This is a genomic window from Streptomyces kryoterrae, assembly GCF_054072135.1.
Genome location: NZ_CM133358.1, coordinates 1,210,032 through 1,232,096, shown reverse-complemented (window position 1 = coordinate 1,232,096; position 22,065 = coordinate 1,210,032). Strand labels below are relative to the sequence as shown.

22 protein-coding genes are annotated in these 22,065 nt (G+C 70.7%); 15 read left to right on the top strand and 7 right to left on the bottom strand.

The features are described from left to right. Positions 1-34 precede the first annotated feature (34 nt). Both ACW4TU_RS05100 and ACW4TU_RS05095 read left to right on the top strand, forming a co-directional pair. The gene (locus ACW4TU_RS05100; RefSeq protein ID WP_457425035.1) at positions 35-1,882 is read left to right on the top strand and encodes a family 20 glycosylhydrolase; all 1,848 of its coding nucleotides are present in this window, start codon (positions 35-37) and stop codon (positions 1,880-1,882) included. 29 nt (positions 1,883-1,911) lie between these two features. Beyond that, a complete protein-coding gene (locus ACW4TU_RS05095) occupies positions 1,912-3,471 on the top strand; it encodes an alpha-L-fucosidase (RefSeq protein WP_457425033.1) in 1,560 nt (519 codons plus the stop codon). A 111-nt stretch (positions 3,472-3,582) separates the two neighbouring features. On the opposite strand, the gene ACW4TU_RS05090 is transcribed toward ACW4TU_RS05095, so the two are convergent. After that, positions 3,583-4,311: a FadR/GntR family transcriptional regulator gene (locus ACW4TU_RS05090; protein WP_457425031.1), complete on the bottom strand. Its 729-nt coding sequence runs from the start codon at positions 4,309-4,311 to the stop codon at positions 3,583-3,585. Positions 4,312-4,476: 165 nt separating this feature from the next. Between ACW4TU_RS05090 and ACW4TU_RS05085 the strand changes: the two genes are divergently transcribed. From ACW4TU_RS05085 to ACW4TU_RS05035, 11 genes are all read left to right on the top strand, one after another. Next, positions 4,477-5,556: a sugar ABC transporter substrate-binding protein gene (locus ACW4TU_RS05085; protein ID WP_457425029.1), complete on the top strand. Its 1,080-nt coding sequence runs from the start codon at positions 4,477-4,479 to the stop codon at positions 5,554-5,556. Then, positions 5,553-7,142 carry a sugar ABC transporter ATP-binding protein gene (locus ACW4TU_RS05080; RefSeq protein ID WP_457425027.1) on the top strand — a complete coding sequence of 530 codons (1,590 nt, stop codon included), beginning with the start codon at positions 5,553-5,555 and terminating at the stop codon, positions 7,140-7,142. Before ACW4TU_RS05085 ends, ACW4TU_RS05080 begins: the two co-directional genes overlap by 4 nt. Further along, complete coding sequence (locus ACW4TU_RS05075) at positions 7,135-8,160, top strand: ABC transporter permease (RefSeq protein ID WP_457425025.1); 1,026 nt, start codon at positions 7,135-7,137, stop codon at positions 8,158-8,160. The genes ACW4TU_RS05080 and ACW4TU_RS05075 overlap by 8 nt, the downstream gene beginning before the upstream one ends. A gap of 212 nt (positions 8,161-8,372) precedes the next feature. Then, positions 8,373-9,713: an L-fuconate dehydratase gene (locus ACW4TU_RS05070; RefSeq protein ID WP_457425023.1), complete on the top strand. Its 1,341-nt coding sequence runs from the start codon at positions 8,373-8,375 to the stop codon at positions 9,711-9,713. After that, positions 9,710-10,465 carry an SDR family NAD(P)-dependent oxidoreductase gene (locus tag ACW4TU_RS05065; protein WP_457425021.1) on the top strand — a complete coding sequence of 252 codons (756 nt, stop codon included), beginning with the start codon at positions 9,710-9,712 and terminating at the stop codon, positions 10,463-10,465. The genes ACW4TU_RS05070 and ACW4TU_RS05065 overlap by 4 nt, the downstream gene beginning before the upstream one ends. A gap of 56 nt (positions 10,466-10,521) precedes the next feature. After that, complete coding sequence (locus ACW4TU_RS05060) at positions 10,522-11,505, top strand: aldo/keto reductase (RefSeq protein ID WP_457430711.1); 984 nt, start codon at positions 10,522-10,524, stop codon at positions 11,503-11,505. After that, positions 11,502-11,816, top strand: coding sequence for an L-rhamnose mutarotase (locus ACW4TU_RS05055; protein WP_164316911.1), 315 nt, complete (start codon positions 11,502-11,504; stop codon positions 11,814-11,816). The genes ACW4TU_RS05060 and ACW4TU_RS05055 overlap by 4 nt, the downstream gene beginning before the upstream one ends. Further along, a complete protein-coding gene (locus ACW4TU_RS05050) occupies positions 11,813-12,649 on the top strand; it encodes an amidohydrolase family protein (protein ID WP_457425019.1) in 837 nt (278 codons plus the stop codon). Before ACW4TU_RS05055 ends, ACW4TU_RS05050 begins: the two co-directional genes overlap by 4 nt. Positions 12,650-12,736: 87 nt before the next feature. Then, positions 12,737-13,000: a hypothetical protein gene (locus ACW4TU_RS05045; RefSeq protein ID WP_457425017.1), complete on the top strand. Its 264-nt coding sequence runs from the start codon at positions 12,737-12,739 to the stop codon at positions 12,998-13,000. Between the two features lie 64 nt (positions 13,001-13,064). Next, entirely contained in the window at positions 13,065-15,152 is a 2,088-nt protein-coding gene (locus ACW4TU_RS05040) for a SpoIIE family protein phosphatase (protein ID WP_457425015.1), read from the top strand. Between the two features lie 31 nt (positions 15,153-15,183). Continuing rightward, positions 15,184-16,047, top strand: coding sequence for an Fpg/Nei family DNA glycosylase (locus ACW4TU_RS05035; protein ID WP_457425013.1), 864 nt, complete (start codon positions 15,184-15,186; stop codon positions 16,045-16,047). Between the two features lie 34 nt (positions 16,048-16,081). Here ACW4TU_RS05035 and ACW4TU_RS05030 read toward each other — a convergent pair whose 3' ends face one another. The 4 genes from ACW4TU_RS05030 to ACW4TU_RS05015 form a co-directional block, all read right to left on the bottom strand. After that, positions 16,082-16,735, bottom strand: a complete 654-nt coding sequence (locus ACW4TU_RS05030; protein ID WP_457425011.1) for a zf-HC2 domain-containing protein — start codon at positions 16,733-16,735, stop codon at positions 16,082-16,084. Positions 16,736-16,874: 139 nt separating this feature from the next. Further along, positions 16,875-17,390 (bottom strand): hypothetical protein, encoded by a 516-nt coding sequence (locus ACW4TU_RS05025; RefSeq protein ID WP_457425009.1) that lies wholly within the window; start codon positions 17,388-17,390, stop codon positions 16,875-16,877. Between the two features lie 147 nt (positions 17,391-17,537). Further along, complete coding sequence (locus tag ACW4TU_RS05020; RefSeq protein WP_457425007.1) at positions 17,538-18,086, bottom strand: sigma-70 family RNA polymerase sigma factor; 549 nt, start codon at positions 18,084-18,086, stop codon at positions 17,538-17,540. A 140-nt stretch (positions 18,087-18,226) separates the two neighbouring features. Further along, positions 18,227-18,703 carry a universal stress protein gene (locus ACW4TU_RS05015; RefSeq protein ID WP_457425005.1) on the bottom strand — a complete coding sequence of 159 codons (477 nt, stop codon included), beginning with the start codon at positions 18,701-18,703 and terminating at the stop codon, positions 18,227-18,229. A 146-nt stretch (positions 18,704-18,849) separates the two neighbouring features. On the opposite strand from ACW4TU_RS05015, the gene ACW4TU_RS05010 reads away from it, so the two are divergent. Continuing rightward, the gene (locus ACW4TU_RS05010; RefSeq protein ID WP_457425003.1) at positions 18,850-19,695 is read left to right on the top strand and encodes a polysaccharide deacetylase family protein; all 846 of its coding nucleotides are present in this window, start codon (positions 18,850-18,852) and stop codon (positions 19,693-19,695) included. Between the two features lie 45 nt (positions 19,696-19,740). Here the strand turns inward: ACW4TU_RS05010 and ACW4TU_RS05005 are convergent, their stop codons facing one another. Continuing rightward, a complete protein-coding gene (locus tag ACW4TU_RS05005; RefSeq protein WP_457425001.1) occupies positions 19,741-20,403 on the bottom strand; it encodes a class F sortase in 663 nt (220 codons plus the stop codon). A 332-nt stretch (positions 20,404-20,735) separates the two neighbouring features. Between ACW4TU_RS05005 and ACW4TU_RS05000 the strand changes: the two genes are divergently transcribed. Further along, positions 20,736-21,224, top strand: coding sequence for a hypothetical protein (locus ACW4TU_RS05000; protein ID WP_457424999.1), 489 nt, complete (start codon positions 20,736-20,738; stop codon positions 21,222-21,224). 87 nt (positions 21,225-21,311) lie between these two features. Here ACW4TU_RS05000 and ACW4TU_RS04995 read toward each other — a convergent pair whose 3' ends face one another. Beyond that, a complete protein-coding gene (locus ACW4TU_RS04995; protein WP_457424997.1) occupies positions 21,312-21,836 on the bottom strand; it encodes a hypothetical protein in 525 nt (174 codons plus the stop codon). Between the last annotated feature and the right edge of the window lie 229 nt (positions 21,837-22,065).

Genomic DNA, 22,065 nt, shown 5'->3' with positions numbered 1-22,065 from the left:
AATCATCACACCTCCGATGAATGGGAGCTTCCAGATGAGTAGGTATCCACGACGTCGGCTTCTGGGTGCGCTGGTGGCCCTCCTGCTGCTGGCCGCCCCGGTCCCGGCCGTCGCGCGCACATCAGTGGCGAGCGTCCCGGTCACCGTGCCCGCACTCGCCAACTGGACTGCGGAGCAGGGGAATTACGAGTTCGGCGGCTCTGCCCGACTGGTCGCCGACTCCGCACCCGAGCGCAGGGTCGCGGACACCCTCGCCGACGATCTGCGCGACGCGGGCCAGGGCGTCGTCCCCGTGGTGAGCGGCGGCGCGCGGGCCGGTGACATCGTTATCGACGTGGCCCCGGGTCGGACCTCCCTCGGCGCCGAGGGGTACGAACTCCGGTCGGGAACAAGGCTGTCGGTGACCGGCGCCACCGAGACCGGTGCGTTCTACGGCACCCGCACCCTCCTGCAACTCCTCGCCCAGGGCGACCGGATCACCGGCGGACGCACGGTCGACGTACCCCGGTACGCGGAGCGGGGCGTCGGCGTGTGCGCCTGCTACGTCCACATCTCGACGCCGTGGCTGGAGAACCTCGTACGCGACATGGCGTACCACAAGCTCAACCAGCTGCTCCTGGAACTCAAGGTGAAGAGCGACACCCATCCGGAGGCCAACACCTGGGGCTACTACACCAAGGACGAGATGCGGCGGCTCGTCGCCCTCGGCGACAAGTACCACGTCGAGATCGTTCCGGAGATCAACTCCCCTGGCCACATGGACCCCTGGATCGAGAACCGCCCGGACCTGCAGCTCACCGACTCCGACGGCAACAGGCAGCCCAGCCGGCTCGACATCACGCAGCCGGCCGCCTTCGACTACTACACGAGCCTGATCGACGAGTACGCGCAGGTGTTCACCGGCGGTTCCTGGCACATGGGCGCCGACGAGTACATGCTCGGCTCCGACTTCGCCAAGTACCCGCAGATGCTCCGGTACGCCCGGGAGAGGTACGGGGCGAACGCCACCCCGCAGGACGCCTTCGTCGACTTCGTCAACCGCGTCCGGACCTATCTGGCCGCCAAGGGCAAGCACCTGCGCATCTGGAACGACGGCCTCACCGGGGCCAACACCGTGCCGGTGAGCGCGGGCACGACGGTCGAGCACTGGCTGAACGTCGCCGTGAAACCGAGCCAACTCCGCGCCCAGGGCTATTCGTTGATGAACGCCGCCTATGCGCTGTACCTGGTCCGGGGCGGCTTCCACAGCGACACGAAGGGCCTGTACGACCAGAGTTGGGACCCGCGCAGCTTCGAGGGCGAGAAGCTCGCCTCCAGCCAGGGCATCACCGGTGCGAAGATCAGCCTCTGGCCGGACAACGGGCGCGGTGAGACCGAGAACGAGGTAGCCGTCGACACCGACCCCGCGCTGCGACAGCTCGCCCAGGCCACCTGGGGCGATCCGCATCCCGACGCCACCTACGCCCGGTTCACCGCGCGGGGGACGGCCGTCGGGCACGCACCCGGCCGACGGGACCTGACCCGGGTACCGGTCGCGGACGGGACGTACACCCTGCGGGCGGACGCCGCCTCCCTCACCGCCGACGTACGGCGCACACCCGACGGATACGTCACCCTGCGGACCGCGGACGGCTGCCTGGAGGTGCGCGGCGGAAAGCTCACGCTCAACACCCCGCTCCAGCCCGGCGTCGAGCTCACCCCGCAGACCTGCGATGCCGCGAACACCCTGCAGCGCTGGGCGTTGGAGCAGTCCGCGGGCGGCTTCGAGCTCGTCAACGCGATCACGCGGATGGCCGTGGCCGTGACCGACGACGGTCGTCTCGTGCAGTACCCGCCGGACCGACTCCCGCCCGCTGTATGGCGCTTGACCACCGTCCACTGATCCGAACCGATCCGAGGAGTCCGTTCCCCATGACAGTCTCCAGACGTCTCTTCGTCACGGCAGCCGCCGCGATCGTCGCCTCCAGGGGCACCTCGCTCGCCCTGGCCGCCCCAGGCCGGACCGCTGCCGCGATCGCGGAGGAACCGGCCTTCCGCATCCCCGTCGGCTCCACCGACTCCGCCGAGGTACTCGTCCGCAAGGCCTCCCAAGTCCGGCCCACCGCACGGCAGATCGCCTGGCAGCGGCTGGAGAGGACCGCGTTCCTGCACTTCGGCGTCAACACCTTCACCGGCCTCGAATGGGGCACCGGCGACGAGGACCCGGAGGTCTTCCAGCCGACCGGCCTCGACACCGACCAGTGGGCGCGGGCCCTGCGCGACGGCGGCTTCAGGCTCGCCATCCTCACCGTCAAGCACCACGACGGCTTCGTCCTCTATCCCTCCCGGTACACCAACCACTCGGTGGCATCGAGCAGTTGGCGCGGCGGACAGGGCGATGTGCTGCGTTCCTTCGCCGACTCCATGCGGCGGTACGGGCTGAAGGTCGGCGTGTACATCTCGCCGGCCGACGAGAACCAGTACCTCCACGGCGTCTACGCCAACGGCAGCGCGCGCACCGAGCACACCATCCCGACCCCGGTCGCGAACGACGACCGCCCGGACGGCCCGGCGTTCACCCTCCCCGCCACCGACTACGGCGCCCATATGCTCGACCAGCTCTACGAGGTCCTCACCGAGTACGGACCCGTCGACGAGGTCTGGTTCGACGGCGCCCAGGGGCGTATCCCGCCGGACAAGGTCGAGAAGTACGACTGGGACAGCTGGTACACCCTTGTCCGCACCCTCGCCCCGGACGCCACGATCGCCGTCTCCGGCCCCGATGTCCGCTGGGTCGGCAACGAGGGCGGGCTGGCGCGCGAGAACGAGTGGAGCGTCGTACCGGTCACCGAGAAGGACTACGGCCGGACCGACTTCGCGCTCTCGTACGACGCCGCCGACATGGGCGGCCGGGACGCGCTCGTGGCCGCGCGTTCCGTCGCGGACTACGTGCAGTGGTGGCCCGCCGAGTGCGATGTGTCGATCCGGGACGGCTGGTTCTACCACGCGGACCAACGACCCAAGACGGTCGACCAGTTGACCGAGATCTACTTCGGCTCGGTCGGCCGCAACGCCGTGCTCCTCCTCAACGTCCCGCCGGACACGGACGGCCTGCTCGCCGCCTCCGACGTCACCAGGCTGCGCGAGTTCCGGGAGCGCGTCGACCGGGAGCTGCCGGCCGACCTGACGGCCGGGGCCACGGTCACCCGGACTCCGGGTGCCGTCACCGTCGACCTCGGCAGGGAGCGCGAGGTCGACCGGGTCCGGCTCGCGGAGGACATCCGGAACGGGCAGCAGGTCGAGGCCTTCGTCGTCGAGGCGTTCACCGGGGGCCGCTGGACCCGGGTGGCGGGGGCGGGCACGGTCGGTGCGAGCCGGATCCTGCTGCTGGCGGCTCCTGTCCGGGCACGACGGTGGCGGGTACGGGTGACCCGGACCCGGGCGGAGGTGCCGATCGCGGAGTTCGGGCTGTACCGGTCGGCTGTGGGCTGACGGTCGAGGAGGCGCGTCTCGCGCCCCGCAAGAGGCGCGGGGCCGTGACCTGTGCGGCTCCGCCGCGCGGGCGCGACCGGCCGCCAACCGGCCCGCAGTCACATCCCGGCCCTACCGCGGAGCGTCAGGCTGGCCCCGGAGCCACTGTTCCACCTCGCCGACGTGGGCGGCTGCTGCCGCCCGGGCAGCCTCCGGGTCCCGGGCGACGAGCGCGCGGTGGATCGCCGCGTGCTCACGGCGGGTGCGGGCGAAGGCGCCCTCCTCCTGGTAGGCGCGCCATACGCGGGCGCGGAACGTGCGTGAGGAGAGCCCCTCCAGGATCGCCGCCATGCTGTCATTTCCGGCCGCCGCGGTGATCTCGCGATGGAAGGCCAGGTCGTGGGAGAGGATCTCCTCGGGATCGTCGGTGGCGTTCATCGCCGTGAGGTGTTTCTCCACCTCCGCGAGCTGGTCCGGAGTGATCCTGGCGGCAGCCAGCGCGGTGGCCGTCGACTCCAGGATGCGCCGGACCTCCAGCAGCTCGGCCAGCTGCGGGCCCCGCGAGAGGTCCGCGACCACACCGAAGGTCTCCAGCAGGTCGCCGGCCTCCAGCTGGGTCACGTAGATGCCCGAGCCGTGCCGGGCCTCCAGTACGCCCATCACGGTGAGCGCCCGGATCGCCTCCCGCATCGAGCTGCGCGAGATACCCAGCCGGGCGGCGAGATCGCGCTCGGTGGGCAGCCGCTCACCCGGCTCCAGCCGGCCCTCGCCGATCAGTGCCTTGATCTGGTCGATGGCGCGCTGCGTCACGGTGCCCTTCTGCGGGGCGGCCTCGCTGTTCCTGGCCGGGATCTCATCCACGCCGTGTCCTCCTGATCGCCGGGTCCGCCGCAGTCTAACCAGAGGGTTGGTCGGACCACTACAGCCGGAATCTAGGAAAATTTGGCTCTGTGGGCTGTTCCAACCGGGAAGTGGTCTGATAAATATGCGGCAACCGCTCGATCACGCTCAACGAGGAGCTACCAAATGCTCGACCGAACAGTGGGGACACCGAAGAGGCGCGGCAGAGCGCGGAGCCTCGGTGTGGTGGCCCTGGCCGCCTGTACCGGCCTGGTGCTCAGCGCCTGCGGCAGCACCAAGGACACCGTCTCCTCGGGTGGTGACGGCGACGGGACGGGCAAGGTCGGAGTGATCCTGCCGCTGCTGACCTCGCCGTTCTGGCAGTCGTACAACGACTACGTGCCGAAGATGGCCAAGTCCGAGGGCGTCGACGCGCTGAAGACCGTCAACTCCAACAGCGACCCCTCGCAGCAGATCACCGACATCAACAACCAGCTCAACCAGGGCGTGAAGGGCCTGGTGGTCGCGCCGCTGGACAGCGCCGCCATCGAGGCCGGCCTCGACCAGGCCGAGCGCAAGGGCGTGCCCGTGGTGGCCGTCGACGTGGCGCCCGAGAAGGGCAAGGTCGCCATGGTCGTACGCGCCAACAACGTCGCGTACGGCGAGCAGGCCTGCGACTACCTCGGCAAGCACATCACCTCGGGGAAGGTCGTCCAGATCATGGGCGATCTCGCGTCGGTGAACGGCCGGGACCGGTCGGAGGCGTTCCGGGCCTGTGTGAAGGAGAAGTTCCCGAAGCTCAAGGTGCTGGAGATCCCGGCCAAGTGGGAGTCGGACACCGCGGCCTCCAAGCTCGACACGCTCCTCAACGCCAACCCGGACATCAAGGGCATCTACATGCAGGCCGGCGGCGTCTACCTCGCGCCCACGCTGCAGACCCTGAAGTCCAAGGGGCTGCTGAAGAAGGCGGGCGAGGCCGGTCATATCGCGATCGTCTCGAACGACGGCATCCCGCAGGAGTTCGACGCCATCCGCAAGGGCGAGATCGACGCGACCGTCTCGCAGCCCGCCGACCTCTACGCCAAGTACGGCATGTACTACATCAAGGCGGCGATGGCCGGGAAGACGTTCAAGCCGGGGCCCACCGACCACGACTCCGAGATCGTCAAGCTGCCCAGCGGCATCCTGGAGGACCAGCTGCCCGCGCCCCTGGTCACCAAGGACAACGTCGACGACGCCAACCTCTGGGGCAACTCGGTCGGATGAGCAGCCAGCAACGGGAAAACCCGGACACCTCTCCCGTACCGCTTGTCGAGGCACACGGCATCGCCAAGCGGTACGGTCCGACCACCGCGCTCCAGGACGGTCAACTCACCGTCCTGGCCGGTGAGTCGCACGCCCTGGTCGGCCGCAACGGCGCCGGAAAGTCCACCCTGGTCACCATCCTCACCGGTCTCCAGGCGCCCGACGAGGGTACGGTCCGCTTCGACGGCCGGCCCGCACCCCCGCTCACCGACCGCGACGCCTGGCGCTCCAAGGTGGCCTGCGTCTACCAGAAGCCCACGGTCGTCCCCGAGTTGACGGTCGCCGAGAACCTCTTCATCAACCGGCAGCCCACCGGCCGGGGCGGAGTCATCAGCTGGCGCCGGCTGCGCACCGAGGCGGCCGAACTCCTCGGGACCTGGGACGTCCACGTCGACCCGGAGGCCCGCACCGCCGACCTCAAGGTCGAGGACCGGCAAATGGTGGAGATCGCACGGGCGTTGAGCTTCGGCGCCCGGTTCATCGTCCTTGACGAACCGACCGCCCAGCTTGACAGCCGGGAGATCGAGCGGCTCTTCACCCGGATGCGCGCACTCCAGGACTCCGGCGTCACCTTCCTGTTCATCTCGCACCACCTCCAGGAGGTGTACGAGGTGTGCCAGACGGTGACCGTCCTGCGCGACGCCCGCTGGATCACCACCGCCCCCGTCGCCGACCTCCCGCGCCAGGCCCTGATCGAGGCCATGGCCGGGGAGTCCATCGCCGAACAGGCCGTCACCCTCAAGGGAGTCGATCCGGCGCAGCCGGTGCTGCTGGCCGCCGAGGGGCTCACCTCACCGGCGTACGAGAACATCGACCTGACCGTTCGCCGCGGTGAGGTCGTCGGGCTCGCCGGGTCCAGCGGCAGCGGCAAGATCGAGCTGGCCGAGTCCTTCGCGGGACTGCACACACCGACCGGCGGATCGGCTCAACTGGACGGCGGGCGGCTGCCGTTCGGAGATGTGCAGGCGGCGCTGACGGCGGGCGTCGCCTGTGTGCCGCGCGACCGGCACGAACAGGGGCTGGTCTCCGGCATGACCGTCGGCGACAACGCCACCATGAGTGTCCTGCGCAGGCTCGGACGGTACGGATTCGTCTCCGGGAGTCGCAAACAGGACTTCGCCACCGCGCTCATCGAACGCCTCGACATCCACACCGAGGGCGCCGACCAGCCCGTCTCGGACCTGTCCGGCGGCAACGCGCAGAAGGTCGTCATGGCCCGCGCCCTCGCCTCCGACCCCAAACTGCTCGTCCTCATCAACCCCACCGCGGGCGTCGACGTGAAGTCCAAGGAGTCCCTCCTCGCGCGCATGGACAGCGCCCGCGAGGACGGCGCCGCGGTGCTGGTCGTCTCCGACGAACTCGACGACCTGCGCCGCTGCGACCGCGTCCTCGTCCTCTTCCACGGCCGCGTCGTCGCCGAACATCCGGCGGGCTGGCGCGACCACGAGCTGATCGCCTCCATAGAAGGAGTGGACCATGGCTACTGTGTCTCCCCGGGGGACGACCCCCGGACCCCCGGCCGAGGAGAGCGGGCCCAGGGTGACTGAGACGCAGGCCCCACCGCTCGCCGCCCCACGGGCCCCGGACCCGCGTTCGGCCAAGACCGTACTGCTCCGCCGCGCCCGTGAACTCGCCCTGGTGCCAGCCCTGTTGCTGCTCATGGTGCTGGGTGCGGTGGTCAACGACTCGTTCCTCACCGAACGCAACCTGATCTCGATCCTCGGTGCCTCCGCCGCCCTCGCGATGGTCGTGCTGGCCGAGTCGCTGGTCCTCATCACCGGCAAGTTCGACCTCTCCCTGGAGTCGGTCGTCGGCATCGCCCCGGCCATCGGCGCGCTGTTGGTGCTGCCGGTGGCGCAGTCCGGGTGGGGAACCGAATTCCCCGCCGTACTCGCCCTGTTGGCGATTCTCGTCGTCGGCGGCCTGGTCGGCGCGTTCAACGGATTCCTGGTCGTCAAGCTCAAGCTCAACGCGTTCATCGTGACGCTCGCGATGCTGATCGTGCTGCGTGGACTGCTGGTCGGCTCGACCAAGGGCAAGACCCTGTTCGGCATGCCCGACTCCTTCTACTCCCTCGCCACCACCACCTTCCTCAGCGTGCCCATGTCCGTGTGGGTGGCCGGAGCCTGCTTCGCCGTCGCCGGGCTCGTCCTCAAGTACCACCGCGTCGGCCGCGCCCTGTACGCGATCGGCGGCAACGCGGACGCGGCCCGGGCCGCCGGTATCCGGGTCGAACGGGTGATGCTCGGCGTGTTCGTCGTCGCCGGTGTCCTCGCCTCCGTCGGCGGGGTCATGCAGACCGGGTACGTCGGCGCGATCAGCGCCAACCAGGGCAACAACATGATCTTCACCGTGTTCGCGGCGGCCGTCATCGGCGGTATCAGCCTCGACGGCGGCAAGGGCACGATGTTCGGAGCCCTGACCGGCGTACTTCTGCTGGGCGTCGTGCAGAACCTGCTGACCCTGGCCCAGGTGCCGTCGTTCTGGATCCAGGCGATCTACGGCGGAATCATCCTCGTGGCGCTGATGATCGCGCGTGTGACGACAGGGCGGGCGCAGGACTGATGGGAGCTCCGCCGGATACGCGGTTCGTCGTCCGCGGGGCGGGGGCTTGTCGCGCCCGTGCGGCGGAGCCGCGAATGCCAGAGCCCCGCGCCCCTCACCAGGCGCGCTACTGCGCCCGACAGAGCCGGCTCGGCTCAGCCCTCCCGCACGGTCAGCCGTACCTCTGAGGCTCCCCCCTGTGAAGCCCCCTGCCCCTCACCGAAAGGCATCCCGTGTCACCGACCTCCGCCCGCGTCATCGCGGTCGACACCTACGACATCCGGTTCCCCACCTCGCGTGAGCTCGACGGCTCCGACGCGATGAATCCCGACCCCGACTACTCGGCGGCCTATGTGGTGCTGCGTACCGACGCGGCCGACGGGCACGAGGGGCATGGATTCACCTTCACCATCGGGCGGGGCAACGAGGTCCAGGTCGCCGCGATCGACGCGCTGCGCGGTCATGTGGTCGGCCGGTCCGTCAACGAGCTGTGCGCGAACCCGGGCACCCTGAACAGCGACCTCATCGGTGACAGCCAGCTGCGCTGGCTCGGCCCCGAGAAGGGTGTGATGCACATGGCGATCGGCGCGGTCGTCAACGCCGTATGGGATCTCGCCGCGAAACGAGCGGGTCAGCCCCTGTGGCGGCTGCTCGCCGAGGCCGAACCCGAGTGGCTCGTCCAGCAGGTCGACTTCCGCTACCTCACCGACGCGCTCACCCCCGAGGAGGCCCTCGACCTGCTGCGCCGGGGCAGGGAGGGCGCCGCCGAGCGCACGGCCGACCTGCTGGCGAAGGGCTTCCCCGCCTACACCACCTCCGCCGGCTGGCTCGGCTACGACGACGCGAAGCTCACCAGGCTCGCCGCCGAGGCCGTCGCCGACGGCTTCACACAGATCAAGCTCAAGGTCGGCGCGGACCTAGAGGACGACATCCGCCGCTGCCGGGTCGCCCGCAGCGTCGTCGGCCCCGACATCCGCATGGCGATCGACGCCAACCAGCGCTGGGACGTCGACGAGGCGATCCGCTGGACCAAGGCGCTCGCCGAGTTCGACCCCTACTGGATCGAGGAGCCCACCAGCCCCGACGACATCCTCGGCCACGCGACGATCCGCCGGGCGGTGGCCCCCGTCAAGGTCGCCACCGGCGAGCACGTCCAGAACCGTGTCGTCTTCAAGCAGCTCCTGCAGGCCGACGCCCTCGACATCGTGCAGATCGACGCGGCCCGGGTCGGCGGCGTCAACGAGAACCTCGCCATCCTGCTGCTCGCGGCCAAGTTCGGCGTCCCCGTCTGCCCGCACGCGGGCGGAGTCGGCCTGTGCGAACTCGTCCAGCACCTGTCGATGTTCGACTACGTGGCCCTGGCCGGCACGACCGAGAACCGGGTCATCGAGTACGTCGATCATCTGCACGGCCACTTCCTCGACCCCGTGGTGATCAGGCAAGGTCACTACCTGGCACCGGCCGCGCCGGGCTTCTCCGCGAGCATGCGGCCGGAGTCCATCGCGGAGTTCACGTTCCCCGGCGGCGGCTTCTGGGCCGCCGACCTGGCGAAGGAGAAGGGGCAGGCCGCATGACCGACTTCGAGGGTCTCAAGGCGCTGGTCACGGGCGGCGCGTCCGGCATCGGCCGGGCCACCGCGGAACTGCTGGCGGCGCGCGGCGCACAGGTCGCCGTCCTCGACCTGGACCCGTCGTCGGTCGAGAAACCCCTGCTCGGCTACCGGGCCGACGTCACCGACGACGCGTCCGTACGGGAGGCGGTCGCCGCCGCCGTAGCCGACCTCGGCGGACTCGACGTCGTCGTCAACAACGCCGGCATCGGTGCTCAGGGGACCGTCGAGGACAACGACGACGACGAATGGCACCGCGTGTTCGATGTCAACGTGCTCGGCATGGTCCGCACGGCCCGCGCCGCCCTGCCGCACCTGCGGAACTCCGAGCACGCCGCCATCGTGAACACCTGCTCGATCGCGGCCACGGCGGGCCTGCCGCAACGCGCCCTGTACAGCGCCACCAAGGGCGCCGTGTATTCGCTGACCCTGGCGATGGCCGCCGACCATGTGCGTGAGGGCGTCCGCGTGAACTGCGTCAACCCGGGGACGGCCGACACCCCCTGGGTCGGCCGCCTCCTCGACTCGGCCGCCGACCCCGCCGCCGAACGCGCCGCGCTGGAGGCCCGCCAGCCCTCCGGTCGCCTGGTCTCGGCCGCCGAAGTCGCGGGCGCCATCGCCTACTTGGCGAGTCCTCTGTCCGGCGCCACCACCGGCACCTCACTCGCCGTCGACGGCGGTATGCAGGGCCTGCGACTGCGTCCGGCGGCCCGGTGAACACGCCGGACAACACCTCGCCGGGCTCTCCGGTGTCCGTACCCGTACCCATGCCGGTGCACGCGCTCGGCCGCAGCGGCGTCGAGGTCACCGGCCTGGGCTTCGGCGCCGCCGCCATCGGCAACCTGTTCACCGAGGTGAGCGAGGAACAGGCGCACGACGCCGTGTCCGCCGCCTGGGGCGCGGGCATCCGCTACTTCGACACCGCGCCGCACTACGGCATCGGCCTCTCCGAACGCCGCCTCGGCGCGGCCCTGCGTGAGCACCCGCGCTCGGCGTACACGATCTCCACGAAGGTCGGCCGCCGCCTCGAACCCACCGGGTCCCCGGCCGGCGACGACCTCGCCAACGGCTTCGCGGTCCCCGCCACCCATCACCGCGTCTGGGACTTCGGTGCCGACGGCGTACGCCGCACCCTGGAGGCCAGCCTGGAGCGGCTCGGCGTCGACCACGTCGACGTCGTCTACCTCCACGACCCCGACGACCACGCCGAGGAGGCGTTCCGCGAGGCCTACCCGGCGCTGGAGAAGCTCCGCTCGGAAGGCGTCGTACGGGCGATCGGCGCGGGCATGAACCAGGCGGAGATGCTCACCCGCTTCGTCCGGGACACGGACGTCGACGTGGTCCTGTGCGCCGGCCGCTACACGCTCCTCGACCAGAGCGCGCTCACCGAACTCCTGCCCGCCGCCGTCGAACGCGGTACGTCCGTCGTGATCGGCGGCGCCTTCAACTCCGGTCTGCTGGCCGACCCGAGGCCCGGGGCGACGTACAACTACGCGACGGCGTCGGGTGAGTTGTTGGACCGCGCTCTGCGCATGAAGGCTGTCGCCGACCGGCACGGCATCACCCTGCGGGCCGCCGCGCTCGCCTTCTGCGCGGCCCACCCGGCCGTCGCCGGAGTCCTCGTCGGCACCCGTTCGGCGGCCGAAGTCCGCGACTGCGCCCAGCAGTTCGCCACCCCTGTGCCCGAGGCCTTCTGGCAGGACCTCGGGGACGCCGGCCTGCTGTCCACCGAAGAGCCGTCGGAGGAGCCGTCATGAGAGTGGCCCTGCACACCAAGGTCCGCGCCGACCGCGTCGCCGAGTACGACGCCGCCCACCGCGAGGTCCCCGTCGAGCTGACCGACGCCATCCGCGCCGCCGGTGCCACCTCCTGGACGATCTGGCGCAGCGGCACCGACCTCTTCCACGTCCTGGAGTGCGCCGACTACGCCCTGCTCCTCGCCGAGTTGGAGAAACTTCCGGTCAACGTGGCCTGGCAGGCCCGGATGGCGGAACTCCTCGACGTGGTGCACGACTACTCCGCCGAGGGCACGGAGTCGGGCCTGCCGGTGGTCTGGGAGCTGCCGTGACGGTCGTCGACGCGCACCACCACGTGTGGGACCTGTCGGTCCGGGACCAGGACTGGATCGCCGAGGACAGCCCACTGCGCCGGGACTTCACCATGGAGGACCTCCGGCCGGAGACCCGCGCGGCCGGTGTCGACCGCACGATCCTCGTCCAGACGATCACCGTGCCCGAGGAGACCCCGGAGTTCCTGGCGCTCGCGGCGGAGCAGGAGCTGATCGCGGGCGTCGTCGGCTGGGCGGATCTGACCCGTACCGACATCGCCGACGAGCTCGCCAGGCTGCGTGAACTCCCTGGCGGCGAGTACCTGAAGGGCATCCGCCACCAGGTCCAGGGTGAGCCGGATCCGGAGTGGCTGCTGCGTCCGGACGTACGCCGTGGCCTTGCCGCCGTAGCCGAAGCCGACCTGGTGTACGACCTGATCGTCCTCCCGCACCAGCTGCCCGCGTGCGTCAGGGCGGCCGAGTCGCTGCCGCGACTCACCTTCGTCCTGGACCACCTGGGCAAGCCGCCGATCGCCTCCGGCGCGAGGGAACCCTGGGCCTCGCACCTCCGCTCCCTGGCCGCCCTGCCCAACGCGGTGGGAAAGCTCTCCGGCCTGGTCACCGAGGCGGACCACGCCTCCTGGACGCCCGCCGGCCTGCGCCCGTACGCCGACACGGTCCTGGACGCCTTCGGCCCCGGCCGGCTGATGTTCGGCTCGGACTGGCCGGTGTGCACCCTCGCGGCGACGTACGGCCAAGTGATCTCCCTGGCCGAGGAGTTGACCGCCTCCCTCGACACGAGCGAACGCGAGCAGGTCTTCACGGGCACCGCCACCCGCGTCTACGGCCTCTGACCCGACCCGGTGAGCCGCGTCGGCGGCCGACCGTGCGTGACCGTTCTCGGCTTGCGTACGCCGAGAGGGCGACGCAGACAATGGGGGATGCACCGAACCCTTGTCACCACCTGCGTACTCTCCGCGGCGCTGCTCGTCGGCGGCTGGGACGGCGACCCGCCGGGCGAGGAGGCCGTGTCCCCGGACGACGTCGGCCCCGGTTCGGCGCAGGACGTCTGCGGCGACATCGGCCCCGACCGGGTCCCGGAGATCCCCGACCTCCCCGACGGCGGCGGCCTGATTCCGGACGAGACCACCACCGCGTACGGCTCCTATGTCCCCTACGACCCCTGTGAGGGCTTCGGCGAGTGAGAGTCGCTCCATGAAAGGCGTCGGACAAGTCGAAGAATCAGCCAAATACTGACAGGGTGGGCCCATGGCTGATCGGGGAGCGAGCGCCCTGTCACTCCCGGACGACTGGCCCGCCCACCCGGACCCGGTTCTGGCGCTCAACCGCATGGGGACGTTCGACTGGGACCTGGACGCAGGCCTGTTCCACATGGACGCCCTGGCGCACGAGATCTTCGATCTGCGCCCCGACGAATACGACGGCCACCCCGAGAGCCTGGGCGTGCGGGTGCCCCGGATGGAGGGCCTGAGGCTCGACTCCGTCGTCGCCGAGGCCATGAAGGACGGCAGCGAGAACTACGGCGCCTACTTCCGTCTCCGCCGCCGCGACGGCGTCCTGCAATGGACCCACACCCAGGGCTACATCCGCCGCGACGAGACGGGCCGCCCGCGCCGGATCATCGGCCTTGTCCGGGACGCCACGCAGGAGCTGCGGGACAGCCAGGCCCGTACCGAACAGGCCGCCCAGGACGAGGTCCGGCGCCGCCAGACCAACGTCGTACAGGTCATCACGGCGGCCCTCGCGCACGCCCGTACCGTGGAGGACGTCATCGACGTCCTCACCGACTCCCACGACGTCCCCCACCTCGGGGCGGCCAGCCTGGTCATGGGCCTGGTGGAGGCCGGCCGCATCCGGCTGGTCGCCGAGGGCCCGGCGGGCGCCTCCGTGCCCGGCACCCGCATCACCCGTATCGACGAGCCCTACCCGATGGGTGACGTCGTACGGACTCTCAGCCCGCGTTTCATCGAGTCGCCGGAGGAGTTCGCGGACGGGTACCCGATCCTGTGGCCGCACCTCACCGACCTGAAGATCACCTCGGCCGCCTATCTGCCGCTCATCGCGCAGGCCCGGCCGATCGGCGCGATGGGCCTGCTCTACAACGACCGGTACGGCTTCTCGGCGGAGGACCGGGCCGTACTCGTCGCGCTCGGCACCGGCATCGCGCAGAGCCTCCAGCGGGCCATGCTGTTCGAGCAGGAGAAGGACCTCGCCCAGGGCCTCCAGCAGGCCATGCTGCCGCGCTCCATCCCCGGCGTGCCCGGCGCCGACATCGCCGTCCGCTACCGCGCCGCCTCCTCCGGCGGCCAGCTCGGCCGGGACATCGGCGGCGACTGGTACGACGTGATCCCGCTGCCGGGCGGCCGGGTCGGCGCGGTCATCGGGGACGTACAGGGCCATGACACGCACGCGGCGGCCGTCATGGGCCAGCTGCGGATCGTCCTGAAGGCCTACGCGGCCGAGGGGCACCCGCCCGCCACGGTGATGGCCCGTGCCTCCGTCTTCCTGCACGAACTCGACACCGACCGTTTCGCGACCTGCCTGTACGCGGAGGCGGACCTGTCCACCGGGGTGGTCCAGGCGGTCCGCGCCGGACACCTCGACCCGCTGGTGCGGCGCGCCGACGGCACCTGCCACCGCGTCCCGGTCGACGGCGGGCTGCCGCTCGGCCTCTCCGCCGAGTTCGGGCGCCTCGCCTACCCGGTGACCACCCTGGAACTGGACCCCGGCGAGACCCTGGTGCTGTGCACGGACGGGCTGATCGAGCAGCCCGGCGCCGACCTCGACGACGGACTGCGGACCCTCCGGGCGCTCATCGCCGCCGGCCCGGAGAGCGTCTGGGAACTCGCCGACCGCCTCATCGAGGTGGCCGACGAGCGAAGCGGGGACGACGACGTGGCCCTGCTGCTCCTGCGCCGCCGGGGGCCGTCCGCCGTACAGTCCGGCGGCCGGCTCCAGCAGCACGTCGCGGCGGCCGACCCCGACGCACTGAGCGGGGCCCGGCACATGATCGGCGCGGCGGTGCGGGCGTGGGGCGCCCGCGAGCGTGCCGACGAGGTCGAACTGGTGGCTGACGAGCTGATCACCAACGCCCTGATGCACACCGAGGGCGCGGCGGTCGTCACCCTGCGCGTGCTGAGCGGCGCCGAACGCCGGCTGCGCGTCGAGGTCGAGGACTCCTCCAGCGCGCTGCCGCGCCGGCGTGAGGCGGGGGAGTCCGGGGTCTCCGGGCGCGGCCTGCTCCTGGTCGACCTCCTCACGGACGCCTGGGGCGTCGAGGCGCGGGGCGGCGGCAAGGTCGTGTGGTGCGAGTTCGTGGTGCCGCCCACGAGCTGAGCGCCGGGGCGTGCGGTGGCACTCTGGACGTATGCCGGAACTTCCCGAGGTCGAAGCGCTCAGGGGCTTCCTGACCGAACGGCTCGTGGGCCATGAGATGGTCCGCGTGCTGCCCGTCGCGATCAGCGTCCTGAAGACGTACGATCCACCGCTCACCGCCCTGGAGGGCCGTGAGGTCACCGCCGTGCACCGGCACGGCAAGTTCCTCGACCTGACAGCGGACGGCGGCCCGCACTTCGTGACCCACCTGGCCCGCGCGGGCTGGCTGCACTGGCGCGACCGCCTCCCGGACGGCCCGCCGAAGCCGGGAAAGGGCCCGCTCGCACTGCGTGTCGCCCTGGAGACGGGCGAGGGCTTCGACCTCACCGAGGCCGGCACCCAGAAACGGCTCGCGGTGTACGTCGTCCACGATCCGCAGGAGGTGCCCGGCGTGGCCCGCCTCGGTCCCGACCCGCTCGCCGACGACTTCGACGAGGCCCGCCTCGCCGGTCTGCTGGCGGGGGAGCGGCGGCAGCTGAAGGGCGCGCTGCGCGACCAGAGCCTGGTCGCGGGGGTGGGGAACGCCTACAGCGACGAGATCCTGCACGCCGCGCGGATGTCCCCGTTCAAGCTCGCCGCCTCACTCACGCCGGAGGAGAACCGGCGGCTGTACGAGGCACTGCGCACGACGCTCACCGAGGCGGTCGAGCGCTCCCGGGGCCTTGCGGCCGGACGCCTGAAGGCGGAGAAGAAGAGCGGCCTGAGGGTGCACGGCCGGACCGGCGAGCCCTGCCCGGTCTGCGGGGACACCGTCCGCGAGGTCTCCTTCAGCGACTCCTCGCTCCAGTACTGCCCCACCTGCCAGACGGGCGGCAAACCGCTCGCGGACCGTCGTATGTCACGCCTGCTCAAGTAACCCGACAGGCGGCCCATGACGGACACCTGTCGGGCTAGGGGGCGTCCAGGGTGACCAGGCGCAGGCCGTCCGTGGTGCGCAGCTCGTACTTGTCGATCTGGTCCGGGTGGAGGGTCGAGGCGCCCATCATCGTGCTCTCGCGGGCGTCGTGCTCGGGCACGTTCCAGTTGGTCAGCGTCTCTTCCGTGCCGTCGTCCGCGATGGCGACGAGGTGGCAGGCACGGGGGCCGGCGCCGTCCTTGACCTTCAGTTCGATCTGGCTGCCCCAGACCGTGTTCTCACTGGTGACCTGCGCCCAGACGCCCGACCGCTCGTCGGTCGCGGTGACCTGCTGCGTCGGGTCCGCGTTGCCGCTCGCCATGATCGCGATACCGGGCCCGGCCACGGCGAAGACCACCGAGGCGGCGACGGCGTACAGCCAGCGCCGACGGCCGGCCCGCTGCCGGGTCGCGACCTCGCCGAGCAGCCGGTCCAGAAGCCTGGGACCGGGTTGGGCCATGGGGTGCACGGAGCGCGGCGTGGCTCGCCGGTACAGCAGCAACTGCCGTGCGGCGGGACCGAATTCGGTCACATGGGCCGTGCACTCAGGGCACTCCATGAGGTGGTCCTCGAAGCGGAACGCGTCCGCCTCGTCGAGCACGCCGAGCGCGTATGCGCCGACGTCGCGATGCCGTTCCAGGGACCTCATGCCGAATCCTCGTGCCGATGGTACGGGTGGGGTGGTGTTGCTACCACCGGTACGCACCGGACCGCGGAATCACTCAAGCCCCATACCGAATCGAGACCAAAGGTGTTCGGAGCGGAGGGGAGCTCGGATTGGTCGGATTCTAAAAAAGATGGATCGCCAGATGGCCGAGAGGCAGTCCCAGCCGCCAGGCCGGGGTCCACACCTTCGGTCCGTCGTCCTCACCGAGCACGGGCCCGCCTCCCGGTACGGCGTCCAGGTCCGGGGCGAGCAGCTCGGTCTCCTCCAGCCAGCGCCAGGCGGCAGCGGCCATGTCCAAGTCCGGCGTCGGCGCCCTCGATTCGAGTGCGTCGGCCGCCAACCTTGAAATACGTGTCCGGACCCAGTCCTGCCAGGGCTGGTCGTACGCCGTCAGCGAAAGCCACTTCTCCAGTTGAGTGATGACCCGGATGCCCGAGAGTTCACCGCTGGTGTCGGACAGGAAGATGGTGAGTGCCAGCGCGTCCCGACCCGCGCGGAACTCGAAGGACGTGGGCGGCATCAGGTCGCCCGTCCGCAACAGTTCGTCGGCGATGTACTCGGCGTACAACCAGGCCATGGGGACGGTGAGTTCGCCTCCGCCGGTGCCGTCGGTGCTCTCTGGACCTCTGTGCAGCATCCCTTCCTGCCTTCCTCCGGTGCGTGCGCGTCGCCCGACCCCGGGCCTCCGGGACTTCGCCCGGTCCGCACACGGATGAAGACAGCTGATTGCTCAACCATGGTCCTCAGCAAGGCACTTTACCGAGGTTTGACCCGACCATTGGTTTCACCGCAGGTCGGCCGCATAACCCGGAAGGACTCGGCGCAGGGCGCGCAGCGCGTAATACGCGCGGGACTTCACCGTACCGGGCGGGATTCCGAGTGCCGTCGCGGCCTCCGCCACACTCGCCCCCTGGAAATACACCAGCACCAGGACTTCACGGTGCTCGGGAGTGAGTGTCTTCACAGCCTCCCGCACATCGAGCGTCGCCGCGGACCGTTCCGCGTGATCGGCACACACCCGCGCGTTCTCCAGGACCGCGTCCCCGACCTCGGCCGGCCGCGCCTGCCGGGCCCGCCGCGCGTCGATGGCGAGCCGCCGCCCTACGGTCAGCAGCCACGGCCGTACGGAGTCGAAGTCGTCGGCGCGCAGTGCCTCGGGGTGCTGCCAGGCGCGCACGAGGGTTTCCTGCGCCAGGTCCTCGGCGCGCTGCCGGTCGCCGTCGGACAGGCGCAGCAGCAGGGCGAAGAGCGGTCGGCCGTGCTCGCGCTGCAGCGCGGCCAGCTCGTGCTCGGCGGTCGTCGTCCCGTGGGTGATGGTGGTTCCGGCCGTCATGGCCGTATGGCATCGCAGCGCCCCGATTCGGGACAGACCGCGGACCGGAGTGTGCGGCGGACGGTCGGACCCGTCGACGAACGGTGCGACGAACGGTCCGAACGGCGGGTTCCTCACCCGTTCAGTGGACCTGGGCGCGGCTACGGCACGACGGTGACCGGCCAGCGGCCGGCCTTCACCAGGCGGACGGCGACCGAGCCGATGATCCGGTGGCCCGCCTGCTCGGACGTACCGACGACCACCGCGTCCGCCTTGAGGTCGTCGGCGGCCTTCACCAGGCCCGTGTACGGGTCCCCGCGAAGGGTGTGGAACTCCCAACGGACATCGAATATCCCCCTGACCTGCTCGGTCGACTCCCGGATCTGCGCGATGAGATCCTCCGCGATGCTGTCCGTCGTCTCCGCCACGGGCGCCCCGAACGCGGCGCCCGCCGTCATCACCGGCTGTACGTACACCAGGGCGAGCAGGGCGTGCTGGCGCCGGGCCAGCCCCGCGGCGTAGGCGGCGGCACGGAGCGAGGAGTCGGAGCCGTCGACGCCGACCACGATGACCTTCGGGCCGTCCGTGCCCCGCTCGAACTGATGTCCGCCCTTGGGTGAGTGCTGGTGTTCCGTCACCCTCCGAGGCTATCGGGAGCAGGGGGTCCACCGGGCATGCGGGGCGGCCGTGATCAAACCCGCCTACTGGTCCAGGCGGGTGTTTTCCTGCCGCCGCACCGGTGTCGATGCGGGGCGTCAGGACCGGACCGGGCGACTGATGAGTCATGACGAAGGATCAGTTGCTCACACGGCGCCGGGCGTTGACGATCGGCGCAGCCGCCGCCGTGGGAGCGGCCGGTACGGCCGCGCTGCTCACCGCCGGCCAGGACACGACCCCGGCCGCCCGGCCCGCCGCCCCCGCCGCGGGCCCCCCGGCGCACCGCGCGCTCAAGCCCTCCGCGTACCGCCTCGAACCCCTCACCGGTTACGGCCCGCCGCACACCACCGCCCACGGGCGCACCCTGGTCCGCCACGAACCGCTGCTGCGCGTGTCCGGACGGGGCCGCACCATGGTGCTGACCTTCGACGACGGCCCGGACCCCCGCTACACCCCGGACATCCTGCGGACCCTGCGCGAGCACGACGTCCGCGCGATGTTCTTCGTGTGCGGGGAGATGGCGGTCGACAACAAGGACCTGCTCGCCGAGATGACCGACGACGGGCACGTCGTCGGCAACCACACCTGGTCCCACCCGTTGCTCACCCGCCTCACGCGCTCCGAGATCCGCTCCCAGATGGAGCGCACCAGCGAGGTCGTCGAGGATGCCTGCGGTGAGCCGCCCGTCTGGTTCCGCGCCCCCTACGGCGCCTGGAACCGGACCGCCTTCCAACTCGGCGCCGAACTCGGCATGGAGCCGCTCGCCTGGACCGTCGACACCCTCGACTGGATGACTCCCGGCGCCCGCACCATCGCCGACCGGGTCGAGCGCGGTGCCGCCCCCGGTGTCGTGGTGCTCTCCCACGACGCGGGCGGAGACCGCTCGCAGAGCGTCCGGGCGCTGCGCGACTATCTGCCCGAACTGCTGGATTCCGGGTACCACATCACCGTACCGACCCGGCATTACACATAACCGGATCGCCGGTCACGGGCTTTCGCCCGCCCGGCCGGGGAACGCTCAGCGAACCTCGACCAGGCGGGCGAACACCACCACGTTCCCGTTGTAGCCGTTCTGCTTGGAGAAACCGCCCCCGCAGGTGATGACCCGCAGTTCGGGGGTGTTCCTGCTGCCGTAGACGCGGTCGCCGGGGAAGTTGTTCTTCTCGAAGACCTCGATGCCGTAGATCTCGAAAACGGCGACCTTTCCGTCCTGGCGCTGGACCTCGACGCGATGTCCCTTCTTGAGGGCCCCGAGTCCGTAGAACACGGCGGGGCCCTGTTTGTTGTCGACATGGCCGACGATCACCGCGGTGCCCTTCTCACCGGGCGACACGGCGCCGGTGAACCAGCCGGCCAGGTTCGGGTCCTCCGGCGGCGGGGCGTCCACCCACCCGGCCGCGTCCAGACCCACCGGCAGCACCGGCGCGTCGACCGAGATCGCCGGGATCCGCACCCGGTCGACCACGGAGTACGGCAGTGCGGCCGGGACGCTCGAGAAGGTGCCGCCCGGGAGGCGGCTGTCCGCTGCCGCCGCCGAGGCGGGCTGCGGCGGACCCATGTCGAACTCTCCGGAACCATTCCGAATGAGAGCGAGGCCGGTCAGCAGAACAAGCGCTATCACGCCCCACGGAGCGCGCTTCTTCCGCCGCTCCTCTTCTTCCGCCAGCTCGGACGCAGACATTCGCCATCCCCTCTCGACCCGGCCGTCGCCGTGTCAATCGCGCATACGAGAACGCTAAGTGCCCGGCGGGAAACCGGCGACGGGGGAGCGGCGAACGGGTGGCGGGCATGTCGTTCGTGAGCCATCCGGGTCGGCACCGAAAGTATTTTTTCTGACGGTCCGTGACCTGCGGCAATATCTGATTGTGCGGTCTTCCGTCGGCGTGTCCACTCACCAGGACGGACCATTCCCGAAATGCGGCTGCGCGCAAGGCATCTGAGGGTTCGTCTGGGAGGCGTTTTCTCGCCGATCGACCGGGGACGGGTCCCGGGGCGCCTTCCGCGGAGGTTCACATGCGTACAACTCGTGCCCTGGTGGTGTCTGCCGCCACGGCTGCCGCGGTGGGGCTCGCCGCCCCGGCGGCCTCGGCCTGGGACCAGCCGTCCAGCGTCACGGCCGCACCGAGCGTCATCGCCGCGGGCGGTCAGTTGGTGCTTACGGTCGATGGCTCGGCGTGCACCCGTGCCAACAGCACCATCAGTTCGAATGCCTTTCCGAGGACCACTCTCGTCCCCAGGGGGACCAACTCGGCTACGGCAACGGTGACCGTCAACTCGAACGCGAGCGCAGGCTCGTACAGCGTCACCACCACCTGCGAGGGCAGGCCTCAGGCGTTCTCCGGGGTCTTCACGGTCATCGGTGGCGTCCGAGGCGGTCTCGGTGGCAGCAGTTCCACCGGGGCCACCCCGACCGACATGGCGATCGGGGGCGGGCTGGTGGCCGCCGCGCTCGTCGGTGGTGGCGTGTTCTGGATGCGCCGCCGGTCCGAGAGCCGGATCTGACGCTCACCCCCTCGGAGCGGACAGCGCGTCAACAGCCCTTCGCCCCGGAACCCGTCAGGGTCCGGGGCGAAGGGCTGTGCGGTGCCGTCAGGCGTTGTCGTCGCCGGTGCGGCGGCGCGAGAAGTGGTACGCCACCGCCAGGGACCCCGCGATGAGCGCGGCTCCGAGGCCGATCTCCTTGAGGTCGAAGCCGGCGACGCTGCCGCCCTCGCCCGCGTGCACACCCCGCTGGACAGGCAGGGGGTACCGCGTCGGGTCGCTCGGGTGCCCGAGGGCAATGGTGAGGTCGGTGTGGCCGCTCTCGCCGCCACAGGTGAACGTCACCCGGTACGCGGCTCCCGGTTCGGCGTCCCAGTCGACCTTCGCCGTCGCCGACGAGTGCCCCTTGGGGATGGTGACCGGATCGAAGACACCGGAGGACACCCGGGTGTCGTCGTCGCAGCTGTCCACGCGCAGGGTGACCTGGCCGCCCGCCGCGACGGTCGAGGGCGCGACACTGAAGCCGAACGACGTGACGCTGTTGTTCGTGACGGCCGCCTGGGCGGCGGGCGTGGTGCAGACGAGGGCGGTGGCGCCCAGCAGTGCGGCCGAGGCGACGCGTATCGCGTGCATATGAGTCCTCCGGGTCCCCGAGGAGCAGCTGCGGACCTTTTCCGCTCGCGCCGTACCGGTCGCGCCAGAAATGCACCTCGATGACCGAAACGCTAGGAACACCCGTGCGTACGCGCGATCGGTGTCGTGCGAATGGGGCACGGATGTGGGCCGCTCAGGGGATCTCGTTGAGCAAGCCGGGGGACACGCGCGCGTGGCGGGTGTCCCCCGTGGACGCGTCCGGTGAGGA

Excerpts from the sequence above, each read along its gene's own strand:
- ACW4TU_RS04995 (WP_457424997.1), bottom strand. The coding sequence starts at position 21,836 with ATGCACGCGATACGCGTCGCCTCGGCCGCACTGCTGGGCGCCACCGCC.
- ACW4TU_RS05005 (WP_457425001.1), bottom strand. The coding sequence starts at position 20,403 with ATGTCTGCGTCCGAGCTGGCGGAAGAAGAGGAGCGGCGGAAGAAGCGC.
- ACW4TU_RS05000 (WP_457424999.1), top strand. The coding sequence starts at position 20,736 with ATGCGTACAACTCGTGCCCTGGTGGTGTCTGCCGCCACGGCTGCCGCG.
- ACW4TU_RS05035 (WP_457425013.1), top strand. The coding sequence starts at position 15,184 with ATGCCGGAACTTCCCGAGGTCGAAGCGCTCAGGGGCTTCCTGACCGAA.
- ACW4TU_RS05010 (WP_457425003.1), top strand. The coding sequence starts at position 18,850 with ATGACGAAGGATCAGTTGCTCACACGGCGCCGGGCGTTGACGATCGGC.
- ACW4TU_RS05020 (WP_457425007.1), bottom strand. The coding sequence starts at position 18,086 with ATGACGGCCGGAACCACCATCACCCACGGGACGACGACCGCCGAGCAC.
- ACW4TU_RS05025 (WP_457425009.1), bottom strand. The coding sequence starts at position 17,390 with ATGCTGCACAGAGGTCCAGAGAGCACCGACGGCACCGGCGGAGGCGAA.
- ACW4TU_RS05045 (WP_457425017.1), top strand. The coding sequence starts at position 12,737 with ATGCACCGAACCCTTGTCACCACCTGCGTACTCTCCGCGGCGCTGCTC.
- ACW4TU_RS05095 (WP_457425033.1), top strand. The coding sequence starts at position 1,912 with ATGACAGTCTCCAGACGTCTCTTCGTCACGGCAGCCGCCGCGATCGTC.
- ACW4TU_RS05085 (WP_457425029.1), top strand. The coding sequence starts at position 4,477 with ATGCTCGACCGAACAGTGGGGACACCGAAGAGGCGCGGCAGAGCGCGG.
- ACW4TU_RS05100 (WP_457425035.1), top strand. The coding sequence starts at position 35 with ATGAGTAGGTATCCACGACGTCGGCTTCTGGGTGCGCTGGTGGCCCTC.
- ACW4TU_RS05065 (WP_457425021.1), top strand. The coding sequence starts at position 9,710 with ATGACCGACTTCGAGGGTCTCAAGGCGCTGGTCACGGGCGGCGCGTCC.
- ACW4TU_RS05040 (WP_457425015.1), top strand. The coding sequence starts at position 13,065 with ATGGCTGATCGGGGAGCGAGCGCCCTGTCACTCCCGGACGACTGGCCC.
- ACW4TU_RS05030 (WP_457425011.1), bottom strand. The coding sequence starts at position 16,735 with ATGAGGTCCCTGGAACGGCATCGCGACGTCGGCGCATACGCGCTCGGC.
- ACW4TU_RS05055 (WP_164316911.1), top strand. The coding sequence starts at position 11,502 with ATGAGAGTGGCCCTGCACACCAAGGTCCGCGCCGACCGCGTCGCCGAG.
- ACW4TU_RS05080 (WP_457425027.1), top strand. The coding sequence starts at position 5,553 with ATGAGCAGCCAGCAACGGGAAAACCCGGACACCTCTCCCGTACCGCTT.